The sequence below is a fragment of the Caulobacter sp. GW821-FHT11E10 genome (genome assembly GCF_058808375.1).
Window position 1 is genome coordinate 63475 of sequence record NZ_JBXARP010000009.1, and the last position, 14008, is coordinate 77482.

The following is a 14008-nucleotide window of genomic DNA, read 5'->3' on the forward strand; positions in this document are numbered from 1 at the left end:
GGAGCGCGGTCGGTTATCATGTTTTCGGAGGCGGCGAACGCCTGTGCGGCGTCTTCCTGTCGGCTGTCGCCCCCGAGGCGCGCCTGTCTAGCATGCGGGGCTATCCCGCACGCCCCCCAAAGCGCGGTTACTTATTTCGAGCTGTACCCTGTATCACCTAATGTGGCGAGCGTTAGGCGGAGGACGATGGTTCGATCGGGTTGCAGCCGAAGACCGCTGGCCGTCGAGGCGTAACGGTCTTCCTGCTGGTAGATCACATCGATGCGAATGCAGTCGTCCTGGTAGGCCACGCCGATGTCCCGGCGACGCCAGACATCCTCGACCATGTCGCGCTGGCCGAAGGTGGTCAGCGAGAATCGCTTGGTCAGCTTCAGTTCGCCCCGGGCTTCGAAGTTCTCCTGGCGATTGCCGTTGGCGTCCAGTTCGTCCTTCAGATAGCGGATCGAGCCGCTGGCGCGCGTGGTGTAGGCGTCGACGCCCGTTTCGATCCGGTGGATCTCCTGGGTCTTCGAGTCCAGGCGCGTGCGGACGAAGGCGTTGACCCCACGGATCGGCGTGACGGTGGCCGCCACGATCCAGTCCGACGACTTGGTCTGCAGGCCGGTGCGGGCCGGCAGCAGCGGATCGAATTCCGAGCGGAAGCTGCGGCCGACCAGGATGCTACCGCCACGGCCGTCGGGACGGCTGTAGGTGGCGCGGCCGCCCACGTTCACGCGCTGGCCGCCCTCATAGAGGTCGAAGCCGGGCGACTTGTTGGCCTGGAAGAGGTTGGTCTCGTCGAACTCCAGCGTCGCGCTGTCCTCGTTGTAGAGGTACTGCGTCGTACCGTTGCGAGCGACGACGACGGGCACGCGCGAGCTGTCCGAGCCGACCGCGACCTGGGCCAGGGGCTCCAGAACCACGCTGCCGCCGTTGGACAGGGGCTTGTAGAACGGCAGGCTGAAATCCACCCCGCCGACGGCCAGGGCGCGGGTGTAGGTTTCCTTGGACTCGTCGCCCAGGGCCGCGGCGGCGGGGGTGACGTAGGTCTTGATCGAATAGGCGTCGGCTCGGCCCTGGGCGAAGGGCGCGATCTTCAGGCCGTTGCCGACGATGGTGCTGGCGCGCCAGTCGGCCTTGAGGCTGGCGCGGCTGGAATCGACGCCGTTCTGACCCTTGTAGGCGCCCAGATAGTAGGGCGCTTCGCCGTACTGCGACTCCGAGCGGTTCAGCACCACGCCCGAACCCTGCAGGCGCAGACGGCCGCCCAGCACGGGGCTGTTCGGCTCCCAGCGCGCCTCGACCAGCGGGCCGATCAGTGGGAAGGCGCCGCTGTTCTCGAAGGCGTTGGCCGAGTTGGTCGCCGCATTGATGCCCACGACCCGCAGGCCCTGCACCGACACGGCCGAGACCGACAGCCACGAGCGGGCGTCCTGGCGCGTCGTGTAAAGCTGCGAGACCAGACGGTGGTCGTCGCTCGTGAACAGGCCGCGCTGCTGGTAGACGTCGTTGATCTTGTACTTGTCGAACAGCAGGGCGTCGGAGACGCGTTCGGCCGAGAAGCCCCACTTCCACTTGTCGTTGATGTCGAACCGACCGTTGGCCAGGATGTAGCTGCGGAAAGTCTCCTCGCCGAAGCGATCGCCCTTGATGTCGAATTCCTTGTCGTACGTGAAGCCGGCGCGCGCCTCGAGCATCCCCGAGTAGAAGCGCTTGCGGTAGTTCACGTTCAGGAACGGGTTCACGCGGCTGTGGATCTGCGGTGCGATGATCACGTCCGAAGAGGGCGAGATCACATGGTAGTAGGGCTGGTTGTAGGAAATCCCCCGGCCCTTGGAGAAGTCGAGCTTGGGCGCCAGGAAGCCGGAGCTGCGCTTGGCCTGCGGATCCGGATGCCAGAACACCGGCAGGTATAATACCGGCGCGCCCCACATGTGGATGACGGCGTTCTTGTAGTAGATGAGCTGCTTCTGCTTATCCTGCACGATCTTGGAGGCCGACACCGACCAGGTCGGGGTCGGATTTTCGGCGCAGACTTCGCAGGGCGTGTAGATCGCCTTGTTCAGTTCCTGGATATTGGCGTTGCGACGCACGGCGGTGGCCGCTGCGATCTTGATGTTCTGGTCGAGGCGGGCGGCGAAATTGCGCGCGAAGCCGGCCTTCATGTCCTTGTCGACTTCCAGATGGTCGGCGAACTCGGCCGTGCCGTCCGGATTGATCAGTTGGACGTGACCGTCGGCGGTGACCGCGCCGGTCTTGGCGTCATAGACGACCTGGTCGGCGCGCAGGGTGCGGCCCTGATAGCGGCTCTCGACCGAGCCCCGAGCGGTCATCTTCTGGTTCTTGTCGTCCTGGATCAGCAGGTCGGCTTCCAGATAGTGACCCTCGTCGCCGAGACCGTCGGACGGCGTGGCGGACACCACCGGCGTGGGCGGGATCGAGACCAGGCTCTGCTGGGCGTGGGCCGCGCCCGCGCAGGCGAGCGCCATCCAGGCCGAGCCGCCCAGGAGCAGGGCGCGGCAGGCGTGCGGGACGCTGGGACGCTGTTCAGTCATGAACGACCTTGGAAGCAATGACTCACCCATCTTCGGTATAGCAAAGCAGCGTGAAGCCCGCCAAAAGCGCCACGGTCGGCGGCGTCCAGGCGGCGATGAACGGGGCCAGAACGTCCGCCTTGCCCAACGTGCTGCACAGCTCGTTGAAGAAAAAGAATCCGAAGCCCAGGGCGACGCCCGAGCCGGCGAGGGCCGCCAGGCCCCCGAGCCGCATCAGGCGCAACGAGAACGCCGCCGCCAGCACCGACATCGCCGCGAACAGAAGAGGGGTCGCCAGGTCCTGCTGCAAGCGCAGTTTGAACGGCGCCGCCGAGAATCCGGCGTCCTCGGTCCGCTCGATCGTGGCCGGCAGGCGCCACAGCGCCACGGCCTGGGGCGTGTTGAAGCGTTCCGAGGCCGTGCGATCGTCCAGGTTCGAGGGGATCGACAGGCTGTCGGAGCGGATGGCGCCGGCGCCGGGCGTGGCCTCGCGGACGCCCGACAGACGCCAGAAGCCCGGCTCCAGTCGCGCCTCGTTGGCCTCGATGCGGCGGGTGAAGTCCATCACGCCCTTGTTGTTCAGCGTGTAGACGAACAACGACACGCCCTTCAGCCGGACCGAGCCGTCGACCATGTCGCGCGACCGGGCGCGGATGACGATCTGGGTCTTGTCGTCGCCCTGACGCAGCCAGGTGCCCTTGGGCGCTTCCTTCAGATAGCCGTTCATCACCGCGTCGCGCTCGGTCTCGTACTTGGCGGTCATCGCCGTGGTCAGAGGATTGAGCAGGGTGATGGTCATGAGGCCGATCACGAACGAGGCGGCGGCCGCCGGCATGATGAAGCGCCAGGCCGAAATGCCCGCCGCGCGCATGGCGATCAGCTCGCTGCGCCGGTTCAGCTCGACGAAGGCCCACATGGTGCCGAACAGGAAGACGAACGGCGCCAGCACCAGGATCGTCGCCGGAGCCTGCAGGATCGTCAGATAGAGCAGTTGCAGGAACGAGGCGTCCGCCCGGGTGCCGACGTTGCGCGCGATGTCGACGAAGGCGATCAGCATCACCATCGCGCCCAGCACGGCCAGGGCCGCCACCAGGGCGGACATGGTGCGCTTGAGGACGTAGCGTTCGACCATACCCATCGTCAGCATCAGGCGACTCCCGACAGGGCTGGGGCGGTCTTGGCCAGCTTGGCCTTTTGCCGCGCCGAGACCTTCTGACGGAAGATCTGCGACAGGCCCCACCACATCGCGGCCATCGGCACCACGTACTGCAGGATGTTCAGCCACGAGTCGTCCTCGCAGGCGGCCTGGACACCGAAGCCCACGATCCGCACCACGGCCGCGGCGGCGCCGACGGCGGCCATCCGGTTGCCATAGCCCATGCGGCTGAACGGTCCGCCGAGCACGGCCGCCAGGGCCATGGTCATCAGCGCGATATTGTAGAGCGGGCCGGCGAAGCGAGAATGGCCCTCGGCCAGCATCTTGCCCTGGTTCCGCTGCTCCCACTCCTGGGTCAGATCGGGGAAGAACAGCTCGTGCGGATAGCGGTCGGCGATCTTGTAGTGCAGCAACTCGTCGCTGTGGAACAGGCTCGACAGGTCGAAGGTGTACTCGTCGAACGAGGTGTACTGCAGCACGCCCTGGCGCGAGAACTGCTGGTTGCTGCCATGGCGCATGATCAGCACCGGCTCGCCCCTGCGGGTGGCGATTTCGGCCTCGCGCGACGAATAGGTCGAGGCCGCGCCGTTGGGCAGTTCCTGGTGGATGAACAGGTTCTGGATCTTGTTGTCGCGGTCGATCGACTGCGCATAGACCGTCAGGCCGGGGCCTGGCTCGGTGAACTGGCCGGGCTGAACCAGGGTCGAAGCGACGTCCGTCTTGATCTCGAAGGCCGTCTCGCGAATCTGCCGCGCGCTCCAGGGCTGCAGCCATAGGCCGGAGACCAGCGAGACCAGGGCGGCCAGAACCGCCAGGCGCATGGCCGGCGAAATGACTTTCCAACGACTCATGCCGCCAGCGAAGCAGACGACGATCTCCTGCTCGGTGTGCAGGCGGTTCAGCGCCACCAGCGCGGCCACGAACAGGGCCAGGGGCATCATGATGCCCAGCAGCTGGGGCAGGGCCAGCACGATGATCTTCAGGAACACCAGTGCGCTCTGGCGCTGCTCCACCAGCACGTCGAACTCCGACAGGCTGCGGGCCAGCAGGGCGAGCGCCACCAGGGCCGCCGTCGCCAGAAGCGTCGGGCCTAGCAACTGGCGGAAGAGGTAGCGTTGAATGAGGCGCATGAGGAGACGTTCGGGGCGGGTGGATTCGTGGGACGAACCCCGAAGATGCGCCGTTCTACACGGGGGCTTCGCGTCGGCACAACCGGGGACCTAACTTGGCTGTTCCGACTGGGGCCGAACGGAGCCTTTTCTAAGGCGCGGCATTGGACTATGCCGCCTTATCAATAAGCGGCAGCGCCGTAACGGACGCGCCGTCTCAAGTCGCCCATTTGCAGGAGCGCGGCATGCGTATCGAGTTCGTCCCCGTCGACACCCAGGCCGGCGCCACGGCCGCCCTCGCGGTCCTGGCTCACGAGGGCGCGGCCCTTTCGCCGGAAGCCAAGGCGGCCAACGAGGCCACCAGCGGCGCTCTGGCCCGCGCCATCGCCGGCGGCCGCTTCACCGGCGCCAAGGGCCAGACCCTGGACGTCGTCGCGCCGCATGGCCTGGAAGCCGCCCGTCTGGTGCTGGTCGGCGTCGATGGTTCGGGCGCGGTCGAGCCGGAAGCGGTCGAGACCGCCGCCGCCTCGGCCTATCAGGCGGTGAAGGCCACCGGCGTGACCGAGCTGGTCCTCAAGCTGGGCGCTGACGCCGAGAGCGCCGCCCGCGCCGCCTTTGGCGCGCGACTCGCCGCCTATCGCTTCGACAAGTACCGCACCACCGAGAAGGCCGAGAAGAAGCCCTCGGTCCAGGTCGTGAAGGTCGCCGCCGCCGATCCGGTTAAGGCCCAGAAGGCCTATGAGCCGCTCGCCGCCCTGGCCGACGCCATCCTGTTCAGCCGCGACCTCGTCTCCGAGCCGGCCAACATCCTGCACCCGGAAGAGTTCGCCGCCCGCGCCAAGAGCCTCGAGAGCCTGGGCCTCGAGGTGGAGATCCTCGGCGAGGCCGAGATGGCCAAGCTCGGCATGGGCAGCCTGCTGGGCGTGGGGCAGGGCAGCCGCCGCGAGAGCCAGCTGGTCATCATGAAATGGACCGGCGCGGCCGATAAGTCGGCCCAGCCGATCGCCTTCGTCGGCAAGGGCGTCACCTTCGACACCGGCGGCATCTCGATCAAGCCGGCCGACGGCATGGAGGACATGAAGTGGGACATGGGCGGGGCCGCCGCCGTGACCGGCCTCATGCACGCCCTGGCCGGCCGCAAGGCCAAGGTCAACGCCATCGGCATCCTGGGCCTCGTCGAGAACATGCCCGACGGCAACGCCCAGCGTCCGGGCGACGTGGTCACCTCGATGTCGGGTCAGACGATCGAGGTCATCAACACCGACGCCGAAGGCCGCCTCGTGCTGGCCGACGCCCTCTGGTACTGCCAGGAGCGCTTCAAGCCGCAGTTCATGATCGACCTGGCCACCCTGACCGGCGCGATCATCATCTCGCTAGGTCATGACTACGCCGGTTTGTTCAGCAATAACGATGGCTTGTCGGAAAAACTTCTGAGCGCGGGCAAGGCCGAGCGGGAACCCCTGTGGCGCCTGCCGCTGCCGGCCGCCTACGAGAAGCAGATCGAAAGCCCGATCGCGGACATGAAGAACATCGGTGGTCGTCCGGCCGGCTCGATCACGGCGGGCCTGTTCCTGCAGAAGTTCGTCAACGGCGTGCCGTGGGCCCACCTGGACATCGCCTCGGTGGCCTGGCGCAAGCCCTCGACCGACCCGACCGTGCCGGACGGCGCGGCCGGCTACGGCGTGCGCCTGTTGAACCGCCTCGTCGCCGACGCCTACGAAGGCTGAGCGTGACCGCTAGCCCCTGCGAGGTCTGGTTCTATCACCTGGAGCGCAGCGCGCTCGAACAGGTGCTGCCCGAGCTTCTGGAAAAGACGCTCGGGCGGGGCTGGAAGGCGCTGGTGCGCGGCGGCGATCCGCGTCGGATCGAGGCCCTGGACCAGCACCTCTGGACCTGGCGCGAGGACAGCTTCCTGCCGCACGGCCTGGCCAGCGAACCGATGGCCGAGCGCCAGCCTGTCCTCCTGACCGCCGAGGACGGGAACCCCAATGCGGGGGACGCGCTGTTCCTCATCGACGGGGCTGAACCTGGAGATCTTTCAGGGGTTTCGCGCTGCATCCTGCTGTTCGACGGCCGGGATGACCAGGCGCTGGCCCAGGCACGCGGACGGTGGTCCGTCTTCAAGAAGGCCGGGCATCCGGTGTCCTACTGGCGCCAGGGCGCCGAACGCGGTTGGGAGAAGCAGGCATGAGGCGTCTGGCGTCGGTTTTGATTCTAGGCGTGGTCCTCGCCTCGTGCTCCAGCGCGCCCGAGCCGGCTCCCCCGCCGCCGCCGTCCACGCCCACCGCGCCGCCGGCCATCGCCCTCCCGGCCAAGCCCCCGGCCTCGTCGGAGCCCGAGAAGGATCAATGCGGTCTGAAGGACGCCCAGGCCTTCGTCGGCAAGCCGCGCACCAGCCTGCCGGCTCCGGTCGATCCGTCGCGCTGGCGGGTGGCCTGCACGACCTGCCCGGTAACCATGGACTACCGCGCTGACCGCCTGAATATTCTGTTCAACGCCGACACGGGTGTCGTTCGGGAAGTCAAATGCGGCTAGTAACCGTGTTATCTGAAGCTTTTCTGGCGTCTTTCATTCCGAGATGAAATAACGGAATCCGCCGGACATTCCGACCGGCCGGTTCAGAGCATGGTCGAACAGCCGACGATCGGACCCAAGACCCGTGACGACTTGGCGGCCACGCTCCTCGCGGCGTTGGGCGCTGCGCTCGGCTTCGCATTCCTCGCCTATCTCTGCGTCGAGATTCCCCGCGCTTACAATCATGTGACGCCGATCTGGCTGTCGAACGGCTTCCTGGCCGCATGCCTGCTGTCGTCGCCGTCCCGCCGCTGGCCGGCGATCATGATCGGCGCGGCGATCGGGGCCCTGAGCGCCGGCGCCCACGCGGGCGACGGCCCGCTGGTCAATGTCATCCTGGTCACCCTGAACCTCTCCGAGGCGCTGCTGGCGGCGGTCGCCGTGCGGCGCGTGACGGGCGAGGCGATCGACCTGGGGCGGCCGCGCGACATGCTGGCCTTCGTCCTGCTGGGCGGCTTCCTGGCCCCGACGATCGTCGGAACGATGGCCTCGTCGATCCATACGCTGCTGCGGGGCGGCGATCTCTTCCACAACATCGTGGCCTGGGTGCTGAACGACATCCTGGGCATGCTGACCATCGGGCCGTGCCTGCTGGTGTTCTTCAAGACCGGCCTCTATCTGCGCGAGCGGCAGCTGACGCGGGACGGGGTGCTGTCGATCCTGACCTGCTGCCTGATGACCATCGCGGTCTTCGCCCAAACCAAGTACCCGCTGCTGTTCCTGGTGCCGCCGGTCATGCTGCTGGCGGCCTGGCGCCAGGAGGTCCTAGGCGCGGCGCTGAGCTCGGCGCTGGTCGCGGCCATCGCGCTGGTCCTGACCCTGGCCGGTCGCGGCCCGATCCATCTGATCCTGGCCGATACGGGCGCGCAGTCGGCGACGCTGCAACTGTTCCTGGCCGTCTCGACCTTCGTCAGCCTGCCGGTCGCCGCCTTCCAGCGCCAGCGACGCGCCATCCTGGCCAATGTCGTCGAGGCGCGCGCGGAGGCTGAACGCAGCGAGGCCCGCTACCGCCTGCTGGCCGAGAGCGCGCTGGACATCATCGCCCATACCGACCTGACCGGTCAGATGACCTATATCTCGCCGGCCGTGCGCTCGATCATGGGCTACGAGCCCGAGGAAATGCTGGGCCTGCTGTACCTCAAGACCCTGCACGACGACGACAGGGCCGATATCCGGCGCATCGTCCAGGCCCAGCGCGATTGCGCCTGGGACGCCGCCACGCCGCTGGCCGAGACGGTCGAGTACCGCGCCTTCCGCAAGGACGGGGCGATGATCTGGCTGGAATCGCGTCCGACCCTGGCCCGCGACCCGGTCACCGGCGAACCCGGCGGCATCACCGACATCATCCGCGACGTCACCGCCCGCAAGACGCTGGAGATGGAGCTGCGCGCCGCCCGCGCGGAGGCCGAGACCGCCGCCGCCGTGAAGGGCGAGTTCCTGGCCAATATGAGCCACGAACTTCGCACGCCCCTGACCGCCGTGATCGGCTTCGCCAATCTGCTGGCCGACGAGCCGGCGCTGAGCCCCCGCGCCCAGCGCTATGTCGACCGGATCACGACGGGCGGCCGCACCCTGCTGGCGACGATCAACGATATCCTGGACTTCTCGCGCCTGGAGCAGGGGCGCATCGAGCTCACCTCCCAGCCGGTGGCGATCACCAACCTGGTCGCCGAGGTGCTGGAGATGCTGGCCTCCGACGCCGCCGCCAAGCACCTGGTGCTGCGCGCCGAGGGGGACGATGGCGCGCCGCCGGTGCTGTACCTCGATCCGGAACGCGTCAGGCAGGTGCTGCTGAACCTGATCGGCAATGCGGTGAAGTTCACCGAGGTCGGCGAGGTGCTCCTGGAGACCGACTACGACTTCGAGACCGGCCGGCTGCGCATGAGCGTCACCGACACCGGTCCGGGCGTGGCCCAGGCGGACCAGGCGTTGATCTTCGCCCGCTTCGCCCAGATCGACGCGGCCTTGAACCGCGAGCATGGCGGCACCGGCCTGGGCCTGGCGATCTCGCGCGGTCTGGTCGAGCTGATGGGCGGCGAGATCGGCGTCGAGAGCCAGCAGGGCGAGGGCGCCCGCTTCTGGTTCGAGATCCCGGCCCCCGGCGGTCCGCCCACGGCCGAGGATCACGACGACGAGGACGAGATTCCGTTGCCGCCCCCCGGCCGTCGCGTGCTGGTCGTTGACGACAACGCCGGCAATCGTGAGCTGGTCCGGTCGGTCCTCGAGGCCGTCGGCGTCGAGGTGGTCGAGGCCGTGGACGGCGAGGAGGCGGTCGCGGCCGCCACCGCCTCGTCCTACGACGCGATCCTGATGGACCTGCGCATGCCGCGCCTCGACGGCGTGTCGGCCGCTCTGCGCATCCGGGCCGAGCAGGGGCCCAGCGCCCAAGCCCCGATCATCGCCTTTTCGGCCGACGTTCGCTCCGGTCCGCTGGACCCGGTGTTCAACGGCGCGACGCCCAAGCCGCTGACCGTGGCGTCGTTGTTGCGGACCCTCGTGGACGCTTTGAGCGCCTCGCATCCGGCCACCGCCTAGACAACGTTGTCATTCTGCGGCAGGAATTGGCCTGACCAATTCGCGCCGCCCGTTCAAGAGGCGGCCTCGGTCGGGAGGCCTCCGCATGAAATCCTGGCTCGCGCTCGGCGCCGCGCTCGCTCTGCTCACCACCGCTCCCGCTCAGGCCGAGGGCTGGCTGCGCGCCAAGGACGCCCGCATCGTCGACGAGAGCGGCAAGCCCGTGATCCTGCGCGGCATGGGCCTGGGCGGCTGGATGCTGCAGGAGGGCTATATGCTGCGCCTGTCCAAGCTGGGCCAGCAGCACGTCATTCAGCAGCGCATCGCCGACCTCGTGGGGCCCGAGCGCGCGAGCGCGATCCACAAGGCCTGGCTCGATAACCACACGACCAAGGCCGACATCGACGCCATGGCCGCCTGGCGCTTCAATTCCGTGCGCCTGCCGATGCACTACGACCTGCTGACCCTGTCGGTGGACCAGGAGCCCCGGCCGGGCGTCGACACCTGGAAGGAGGACGGCTTCAAGCGGATCGACGACCTCTTGGCGTGGAGCAAGGCCAACGGGATCTATCTGATCCTCGACCTGCACGCCGCGCCGAACGGGCAGGGCAACGACCTGCCGATCGCCGACCGCGATCCGAAGAAGCCCTCGCTGTGGGAAACCCCCGAGGCGCGCCGCAAGACCATCGCCCTCTGGAAGAAGCTGGCCGCCCGCTACAAGGACGAGCCCATGATCGGGGCCTACGACCTGATCAACGAGCCCAACTGGGATTTCGACGGTTCGGGCAACAAGAACGGCTGCAAGGACGAGCGGCAGGAGCTGCTCTGGTCGTTCTATCGCGAGGCGACGGCCGCGATCCGCGAGATCGACCCGCGCCACATGATCATCATCGAGGGCAATTGCTGGGGCAACAATTACAAGGGCATGGGCAAGCCCTGGGACGCCAATATGGCGCTCAGCTTCCACAAGTACTGGAACGTCAATGACGACGCCTCGATCGCCCAGCACCTGAAGCTGCGCGAGGAGACCGGCCTGCCGCTATGGCTGGGCGAGAGCGGCGAGAACTCCAACGTCTGGTTCGCCGACGCCATCCGCCTGGTCGAGAAGCACGAGATCGGCTGGGCCTTCTGGCCGCTGAAGAAGATCGGCTTCAACCAGCCGCTCGAGATCAAGGTCGACCCGGCCTATGACGAGGTCGTCGCGACCCTGACGGGTGAGGCCAAGACTCCGGTCAGCGCCGACAAGGCCTACGAGGTGCTGATGAAGCTGGCCTCGCACGACGTGCGCTTCGAGAACAACGAGGCCCATCCCGACGTCATCGACGCCATGTTCAACCAACCGCGTGACGCAACGGCCTGGCCGTTCAAGACGCATATGGTTGGGGCCAAGGGCGGGACGATCCAGGCCTGGGAATACGACCTGGGCGTCATGGGCGCGGCCTATTTCGACGTCGACGCCGCCAACTACCATGTCTCGAACGGCGGCCAGCGTACGCCCTGGAACAAGGGCCGCACCGGTCGCAACGATGGCGTGGACCTGGCGCGCGACGGGGGCGGCTTGAAGGTGACGGATTTCGTGGCCGGCGAGTGGCTGCGCTACACGATCGGAAGCCAGGCTGGGCGCTACGTGCTGAATCTGGTCGGAACCGGCCCGATGGAGGTCGTGGTCAACGGCGGCGCGGCGCTGAAGAGCGGCGAGGCGGTGACCCTGCTGGAGGGCAATAACACCCTGGTGCTGCGCGCGGTCGGGCCTTCGGAGGTGTCGGCGATCAGGCTGACGCCGGCGAAGTAGTCAGCGCTTGCCGATGCCTGGGAACAACGCGGCCTCGCCGTCGAAGACGCCGAGATAGCCCAGTTCGCCCAGCAACGGCGTCAGGTCCTCGACCAGGTCGCCCGACAGCGGCAGGTGGGCGGGGCGACCGGTCTGGGAATGCAGGCGGTACACCGTCCACATCTTGCCCTTGGGGGCAGGCGCGCCGGGTTGGATGAACTTGTGCTCCCAACCGACGAGCGCCGGCTGGCGGCCGACCTCGACGTCGAACGGACGGTCACGGAAGGCCAGGTCCATCTCGACCCGCATGGCTTCGCCGATCCGGGTGTTCACCCACTCGGCGAAGGCTTCCAACACGATGTCGGCTGACAACCCTTCCGGATTGGCGACGACATGGTTACGCGGGTGGGCGGTGCTCATGGGGCCCACCATGCGCGTCCAGGTGTCGCGGAAGCGCTAAACTTCTTGGTTCACAAGGATTTACCCTATCGCCAGGAGCGATCAGGCCTCGGCGGCCGCCAGTTCCTCGGCCAGACCCATCCACGCCACCTCGGCCTCGTCCAGCTTGGACTTGGCGTTGTCGCGGCGCTTGGTCAGCTCAGCCACCTTGCCCGGGTTCTTCACGTAGAGGTCCGGGTCCTCGAGCTGGACGTCCAGTTCGGCGAGGTTGCGGGCGCAACGGGTCATGACCTGCTCGGCGGCCTCGACCTTGCGGCGCAGGGGCTCGATGGGGACCTTCTTGGCGGCGGGCGTGGCGGCCTTTTCGGGCTCGCGCGCCACCTGGGTCGGCTTCACGGCCTGCTTGGCGCGGTCCAGCACGAACTTGGCGTAGTCGTCCATGTCGCCGTCGAACGGCTTCACCGTGCCGTCGGCGGCCAGCCACAGGCGGTCGGCGACCAGCTCCATCAGAGAGCGGTCGTGGGTGATCAGGATCACCGCGCCCTCGTAGTCGTTCAGCGCGTCCAGCAGGGCCCGGCGGCTGTCGATGTCCAAGTGGTTGGTCGGTTCGTCGAGGATCAGCATGTGCGGCGCGTCCATCGCCACCATGTTGAGCAGAAGGCGGGCGCGTTCACCGCCCGAGAGGTTGGCGACCGTGGTCTCTTGCTTCTCGAAGCCCAGGCCGAACTGGGCCAGCTTCGAGCGGCGCGAGCTTTCCGACGCGTCCGGCATGGCGCGTCGGATGATCTCCAGCGGGGTGTCCACCGGATCCATCGCCTCGATCTGGTGCTGGTGGAACCAGCCCACGCGCATCTTGCGGTCGCGGTGGAATTCGCCCGACTGCACGCCCAGCGCGCCGGCGATCATCTTGGCGAAGGTCGACTTGCCCGCGCCGTTGACGCCCAGGAGACCGATGCGGTCGTCCAGGTCCATGCGCAGGTTGAGGTTCTTGAGGATCGAGCGGCCTTCCTCGTAGCCGACATTGGCGCGCTCCAACCGGATCAGCGGCGGCGGCAGCGGGCGCGGCGGCGAGGGCAGGGTGAAGGGCGCGACGCGCTCCTCGATCGTGGTGGCCACCGGCTGCATCTTGGCCAGGCGCTTCATGCGCGACTGAGCCTGGGCGGCCTTGGAGGCCTTGGCCTTGAAGCGGTCGACGAAGGCCTGAAGGTGGGCGCGTTCGGCGTCCTGCTTGGCCTTGGCCGACAGTTGCAGGCGAGCCTTTTCGGCGCGGCGCTCCTCGAAGTCGTCGTAGCCGCCGGTGTAGAGCTCAAGCTTGCCGCCGGCCAGATGCAGCATGTGCGTGCAGCTGTTGTTGAGCAGTTCGCGGTCGTGGCTGACGATCAGGGCGGTGTGCGGGTACTTCTGGAGGCGGGCCTCCAGCCAAAGCGCGCCTTCCAGGTCGAGATAGTTGGTCGGTTCGTCCAGCAGCAGCATGTCGGGCTCGGCGAACAGGGCCGCGGCCAGGGCCACGCGCATCCGCCAGCCGCCGGAGAACTCGCTCATCGGCCGGGCCAGGTCGTCCTGGCTGAAGCCCAGGCCGACCAGGATCTCCGAGGCCTTGGCGGGGGCGGCGTCGGCGTCGATCTCGATCAGCCGGGCCCAGATCTCGCCCATCTCCTCGGGATCCGCCGTCTCCAGCCGTGTCAGCAGGTCGTGACGCTCCTCGTCGGCCTCCAGCACCGTCTCCAGAAGGGTGAAGGGGGTGGCCGGGTGCTCCTGGTCCACCGAACCGATCCGCGCGGCCTTGGGCAGGCTGATCTCGTCGTCGCCGGCGTGCAGCTGGCCCAGGATCAGCTTGAACAGGGTCGACTTGCCAACGCCGTTGCGGCCGATCAGGCCGACCTTGGCGCCGGGCGGCAGGCTGACGCTGGCGTTGTCGAAGAACTTGCGTCCCCACGCGTTGAAAGTCAGGTCACGGATCTGAAGCATTTTA

General features: G+C 67.6%; 10 protein-coding genes. 5 read left to right on the plus strand and 5 right to left on the minus strand.

Features of this window, described 5'->3' with window-relative positions; translation table 11 throughout:
* Window positions 1–131 precede the first annotated feature (131 nt).
* The 3 genes from AC1RRV_RS18930 to lptF are packed head-to-tail and all read right to left on the minus strand — an operon-like array spanning window position 132 to window position 4799.
* On the minus strand, window positions 132–2564 hold the full coding sequence (locus tag AC1RRV_RS18930) for an LPS-assembly protein LptD (protein WP_492861198.1): 2433 nt from the start codon (window positions 2562–2564) through the stop codon (window positions 132–134).
* The gene (gene lptG / locus AC1RRV_RS18935; RefSeq protein WP_492861425.1) at window positions 2557–3663 is read right to left on the minus strand and encodes an LPS export ABC transporter permease LptG; all 1107 of its coding nucleotides are present in this window, start codon (window positions 3661–3663) and stop codon (window positions 2557–2559) included. The genes AC1RRV_RS18930 and lptG overlap by 8 nt, the downstream gene beginning before the upstream one ends.
* Entirely contained in the window at window positions 3660–4799 is a 1140-nt protein-coding gene (gene lptF / locus AC1RRV_RS18940) for an LPS export ABC transporter permease LptF (RefSeq protein ID WP_492861199.1), read from the minus strand. The genes lptG and lptF overlap by 4 nt, the downstream gene beginning before the upstream one ends.
* Window positions 4800–5023: 224 nt before the next feature.
* Here lptF and AC1RRV_RS18945 point away from each other — a divergent pair, with 224 nt between their 5' ends.
* From AC1RRV_RS18945 to AC1RRV_RS18965, 5 genes are all read left to right on the plus strand, one after another.
* Window positions 5024–6505: a leucyl aminopeptidase gene (locus tag AC1RRV_RS18945; protein ID WP_492861200.1), complete on the plus strand. Its 1482-nt coding sequence runs from the start codon at window positions 5024–5026 to the stop codon at window positions 6503–6505.
* Window positions 6506–6507: 2 nt separating this feature from the next.
* Window positions 6508–6969 (plus strand): DNA polymerase III subunit chi, encoded by a 462-nt coding sequence (locus AC1RRV_RS18950; protein WP_492861201.1) that lies wholly within the window; start codon window positions 6508–6510, stop codon window positions 6967–6969.
* Window positions 6966–7313, plus strand: coding sequence for a peptidase inhibitor I78 (locus tag AC1RRV_RS18955; protein WP_492861202.1), 348 nt, complete (start codon window positions 6966–6968; stop codon window positions 7311–7313). The genes AC1RRV_RS18950 and AC1RRV_RS18955 overlap by 4 nt, the downstream gene beginning before the upstream one ends.
* 90 nt (window positions 7314–7403) lie before the next feature.
* Entirely contained in the window at window positions 7404–9887 is a 2484-nt protein-coding gene (locus AC1RRV_RS18960) for an MASE1 domain-containing protein (protein ID WP_492861203.1), read from the plus strand.
* Between the two features lie 85 nt (window positions 9888–9972).
* Window positions 9973–11658, plus strand: coding sequence for a cellulase family glycosylhydrolase (locus tag AC1RRV_RS18965; RefSeq protein ID WP_492861204.1), 1686 nt, complete (start codon window positions 9973–9975; stop codon window positions 11656–11658).
* Here the strand turns inward: AC1RRV_RS18965 and AC1RRV_RS18970 are convergent, their stop codons facing one another.
* Both AC1RRV_RS18970 and AC1RRV_RS18975 read right to left on the minus strand, forming a co-directional pair.
* Complete coding sequence (locus tag AC1RRV_RS18970) at window positions 11659–12057, minus strand: hypothetical protein (RefSeq protein ID WP_492861205.1); 399 nt, start codon at window positions 12055–12057, stop codon at window positions 11659–11661.
* 81 nt (window positions 12058–12138) lie between these two features.
* Window positions 12139–14004: an ABC-F family ATP-binding cassette domain-containing protein gene (locus AC1RRV_RS18975; protein ID WP_492861206.1), complete on the minus strand. Its 1866-nt coding sequence runs from the start codon at window positions 14002–14004 to the stop codon at window positions 12139–12141.
* Window positions 14005–14008 lie beyond the last annotated feature (4 nt).

Coding starts and splice junctions, on each gene's coding strand:
- AC1RRV_RS18930 (WP_492861198.1), bottom strand. CDS start 2,564: ATGGGTGAGTCATTGCTTCCAAGGTCGTTCATGACTGAACAGCGTCCC.
- lptF (WP_492861199.1), bottom strand. CDS start 4,799: ATGCGCCTCATTCAACGCTACCTCTTCCGCCAGTTGCTAGGCCCGACG.
- AC1RRV_RS18945 (WP_492861200.1), top strand. CDS start 5,024: ATGCGTATCGAGTTCGTCCCCGTCGACACCCAGGCCGGCGCCACGGCC.
- AC1RRV_RS18955 (WP_492861202.1), top strand. CDS start 6,966: ATGAGGCGTCTGGCGTCGGTTTTGATTCTAGGCGTGGTCCTCGCCTCG.
- AC1RRV_RS18960 (WP_492861203.1), top strand. CDS start 7,404: ATGGTCGAACAGCCGACGATCGGACCCAAGACCCGTGACGACTTGGCG.
- AC1RRV_RS18965 (WP_492861204.1), top strand. CDS start 9,973: ATGAAATCCTGGCTCGCGCTCGGCGCCGCGCTCGCTCTGCTCACCACC.
- AC1RRV_RS18970 (WP_492861205.1), bottom strand. CDS start 12,057: ATGAGCACCGCCCACCCGCGTAACCATGTCGTCGCCAATCCGGAAGGG.
- AC1RRV_RS18975 (WP_492861206.1), bottom strand. CDS start 14,004: ATGCTTCAGATCCGTGACCTGACTTTCAACGCGTGGGGACGCAAGTTC.